We start from the raw sequence: 4074 nt of genomic DNA on the forward strand, positions 1-4074 counted from the left end.
GTCGAAGTGGTGAAGCGCTTCGACGTCACCAAGATGAGCGGCAGCCACGGCATCGGCCATACCCGCATGGCAACCGAATCCGCGGTCACCACGCTCGGCGCCCACCCGTTCTCGACCGGTCCCGACCAGTGCCTGGTTCACAATGGTTCGCTATCGAACCACAACAACCTGCGCCGCGAGCTGATCCGCGACGGCATGCGTTTCGAGACCGAGAACGACACCGAGGTCGCGGCAGCCTATCTGTCGTCGAAGATCGCCCACGGCCAAAACCTCGGTGAGGCGCTGGAAAGCAGCCTCAACGATCTCGACGGCTTCTTCACCTTCGTCGTCGGCACCAAGAACGGCTTCGGCGTCGTCCGCGATCCGATCTCCTGCAAGCCCGCCGTCATGGCCGAAACCGACCAGTATGTCGCCTTCGGTTCCGAGTATCGCGCGCTGGCCAGCCTGCCCGGGATCGAGGAAGCCCGGGTCTGGGAGCCGGAACCGTCCACCGTCTATTTCTGGGAGCACTGAGACTATGCATTCAACGAATCTTGCGACGGCCCCCCTGCACGAGGTCAACTACCAGCCCAAGGTCTTCGATCTGTCGAAGAAGACCCTGCGCGAGTTCAACCAGGCGCTCCATGAAGTGAAGGATGCCGCCGGCGAACCGAACTGGGAAGTCATCAACCCGAAGGGCAGCCATGCGGTAGCCGTGGGCGCCGAGCACCCGATCTCGATCGATGTTCAGGGCTCCGTCGGCTACTATTGCGGCGGCATGAACCAGAACGCCACCATCACCGTGCACGGCTCGGCTGGTCCCGGTGTCGGCGAAAACATGATGTCGGGCACGATCGTCGTGAAGGGCGACGCCAGCCAGTATGCCGGCGCCACCGGCCGCGGCGGCCTGCTGGTCATCGAGGGCAACGCCTCGTCGCGCTGCGGCATCTCGATGAAGGGCATCAACATCGTCGTGCGCGGCAATATCGGCCACATGTCGGCCTTCATGGCCCAGTCCGGCAACCTGGTGGTTCTCGGCGACGCAGGCGATGCGCTTGGCGACTCGATCTACGAGGCTCGCCTGTTCGTGCGCGGCTCGGTCAAGAGCCTCGGCGCCGACTGCATCAAGAAGGAGATGCGCCCCGAGCACATCGCCATCCTGAAGGACCTGCTCGAGCGCGCCGGCATCGCCGACGTCAAGCCGGAGGAGTTCACGCGCTACGGCTCGGCACGCACCCTCTACAACTTCAACATCGACAACGCTGACGCATACTGAGGACCAAAATGACCTACCACAATCCTCCGACGACGCCGCGCAAGTCAGCGACCTTCGATGAATACGCGATGTCCGAAATCCGTCGCGCCGCAGCGACGGGCATCTACGACATCCGCGGCTCGGGCGCCAAGCGCAAGGTTCCGCATTTCGACGACCTGCTGTTCCTTGGCGCCTCGATCTCGCGCTATCCGCTCGAAGGCTATCGCGAGCGTTGCGATACCTCCGTCGTGCTCGGCACCCGCTATGCCAAGAAGCCGATCGAGCTGAAGATCCCGATCACGGTTGCCGGCATGAGCTTCGGCTCGCTGTCGGGGCCGGCCAAGGAAGCCCTCGGCCGCGGCGCGACGCTCTCCGGCACATCGACCACCACCGGCGACGGCGGCATGACCGAGGAAGAGCGCGGCCATTCCAAGCAGTTGGTGTATCAATACTTGCCGTCGCGCTACGGCATGAACCCGCGTGACCTGCGTCGCGCCGATGCCATCGAAATCGTTGTCGGTCAGGGCGCCAAGCCGGGCGGCGGCGGCATGCTTCTCGGCCAGAAGATCTCCGACCGCGTCGCCGAGATGCGCACGCTGCCGAAGGGCATCGACCAGCGCTCGGCCTGCCGTCACCCCGACTGGACCGGTCCCGACGATCTCGAGATCAAGATCCTCGAAATCCGCGAGATCACCGACTGGGAAAAGCCGATCTACGTCAAGGTTGGTGGCGCACGCCCCTACTACGACACGGCACTTGCAGTGAAGGCCGGCGCCGACGTCGTCGTGCTCGACGGCATGCAGGGCGGCACCGCTGCCACGCAGGAAGTGTTCATCGAGCATGTCGGCCAGCCGACGCTCGCATGCATTCGTCCGGCGGTTAAGGCGCTTCAGGATCTCGGCATGCACCGCAAGGTCCAGCTGATCGTCTCCGGTGGCATACGCAATGGTGCCGACGTGGCCAAAGCGCTGGCGCTTGGTGCCGATGCAGTATCCGTCGGAACCGCGGCTCTCATCGCCCTTGGCGACAACGATCCGCGTTGGGAGGAAGAGTACCAGAAGCTCGGCACGACTGCCGGCGCTTACGACGACTGGCACGAGGGCAAGGACCCGGCCGGCATCACCACGCAGGACGTCGAGCTGATGAAGCGCGTCGATCCGATCGCGGCGGGCCGCCGTCTGGCGAATTACCTGAAGGTCATGACGCTTGAGGCACAGACCATCGCCCGTGCCTGCGGCAAAAATCACCTGCACAATCTCGAGCCTGAGGACCTTTGCGCTCTTACGATCGAGGCGGCCGCCATGGCTGGCGTGCCGCTTGCGGGAACGAGCTGGGTACCTGGGAAGGGTGCCTTTTAAAACCATAAGGATTGGGAGGAGCAATTCATGGGAACCGCCTTCGAAGGCAAAATCGATCAGTCCGAGGTGACAGATCTCCGCGAGTTCGCGAAAACTCGCAACATCAAGTACTTCATGGTCTCGTATACGGACCTGTTCGGCGGCCAGCGCGCCAAGCTGGTGCCTGCCCAGGCCATTTCGGACATGCAGAAGGATGGAGCCGGCTTTGCCGGCTTCGCCACTTGGCTGGACCTCACGCCGGCCCACCCGGACATGCTGGCGGTGCCGGATCCGCTCTCGGTGATCCAGCTGCCCTGGCGCCCGGAAGTCGCCTGGCTCGCATCGGACTGCCTGATGGAAGGCAAGGGCGTGGCCCAGGCGCCACGCAACACGCTGAAGCGCCTCGTCGCCGAAGCCGCCAAGGAAGGCATGCGCGTCAAGACCGGCGTCGAGCCGGAGTTCTTCCTCACCACGCCTGATGGCAATCAGATCGCCGACGAGTACGATACCGCCGCCAAGTCCTGCTACGACCAGCAGGCGGTGATGCGCCGCTTCGACGTCATCGCTGAAATCTGCGATGCCATGCTCGATCTCGGCTGGAAGCCTTACCAGAACGACCACGAGGACGCGAACGGCCAGTTCGAGATGAACTGGGAGTATGACGACGTTCTCCAGACCGCCGACAAGCACTCCTTCTTCAAGTTCATGGTGCGCTCGATCGCCGAAAAGCACGGCCTGCGCGCAACCTTCATGCCCAAGCCGTTCCAGGGCCTGACTGGCTCCGGCTGCCACGCCCATATCTCGGTGTGGGATCTCGCTGGCAAGTCGAACGCCTTTGCCGACAAGAACATGGAGCTGGGTCTGTCGGAGAAGGGCCGCTATTTCCTCGGCGGCATCATGAAGCACGCCTCGGCGCTCGCCGCGATCTGCAACCCGACCGTCAATTCCTACAAACGCATCAACGCCCCGCGCACCGTCTCCGGTGCCACCTGGGCGCCGAACACGGTGACGTGGACCGGCAACAACCGCACCCACATGGTGCGCGTGCCCGGCCCCGGCCGCTTCGAGCTGCGCCTGCCCGACGGTGCGGCCAACCCTTATCTGATGCAGGCTGTCATCATCGCCGCCGGTCTCTCGGGCATCCGCTCGAAGGCCGATCCCGGCCCGCGCAGCGACGTCGACATGTATCGCGAAGGCCACACCGTCACGCACGGTGCCAAGCTGCCGCTCAATCTGCTCGACGCGCTTCGTGCCTATGATGAGGATGGCGAACTGAAGGCTGCGATGGGCGAGGATTTCTCCGCCGCCTACATCAAGCTGAAGCACCAGGAGTGGAACTCCTACGCCTCGCACTTCACCCAGTGGGAGCGCGACCACACGCTGGACGTCTAGGACACCAGCACGGCTCAGCGCCCGGCCTTCGGGCCGGGCGACGGCCCAGCATTTGTCAAAATTCGCCGGAACTCATGCGATGAAATATTCGATCTTCTCACTCGCCAAGGC

3 protein-coding genes and 1 pseudogene are annotated in these 4074 nt (G+C 63.8%); all 4 read left to right on the forward strand.

Annotation, left to right across the window (positions count from 1 at the left end):
* Positions 1-513: pseudogene (locus NDO48_RS28895) on the forward strand (glutamine amidotransferase); the annotation flags it as partial.
* Positions 514-517: 4 nt separating this feature from the next.
* On the forward strand, positions 518-1255 hold the full coding sequence (locus NDO48_RS28900; RefSeq protein WP_018430927.1) for a GXGXG domain-containing protein: 738 nt from the start codon (positions 518-520) through the stop codon (positions 1253-1255).
* Positions 1256-1263: 8 nt separating this feature from the next.
* On the forward strand, positions 1264-2592 hold the full coding sequence (locus NDO48_RS28905) for an FMN-binding glutamate synthase family protein (RefSeq protein ID WP_018430928.1): 1329 nt from the start codon (positions 1264-1266) through the stop codon (positions 2590-2592).
* Positions 2593-2619: 27 nt separating this feature from the next.
* The gene (glnT, locus tag NDO48_RS28910; RefSeq protein ID WP_018430929.1) at positions 2620-3963 is read left to right on the forward strand and encodes a type III glutamate--ammonia ligase; all 1344 of its coding nucleotides are present in this window, start codon (positions 2620-2622) and stop codon (positions 3961-3963) included.
* The last annotated feature ends 111 nt before the right edge of the window (positions 3964-4074 follow it).

It is taken from the genome of Aminobacter sp. MET-1 (assembly GCF_026521175.1).
Taxonomy (GTDB): Bacteria; Pseudomonadota; Alphaproteobacteria; order Rhizobiales; family Rhizobiaceae; genus Aminobacter.

Excerpts from the sequence above, each read along its gene's own strand:
- NDO48_RS28900 (WP_018430927.1), top strand. The coding sequence starts at position 518 with ATGCATTCAACGAATCTTGCGACGGCCCCCCTGCACGAGGTCAACTAC.
- NDO48_RS28905 (WP_018430928.1), top strand. The coding sequence starts at position 1,264 with ATGACCTACCACAATCCTCCGACGACGCCGCGCAAGTCAGCGACCTTC.
- glnT (WP_018430929.1), top strand. The coding sequence starts at position 2,620 with ATGGGAACCGCCTTCGAAGGCAAAATCGATCAGTCCGAGGTGACAGAT.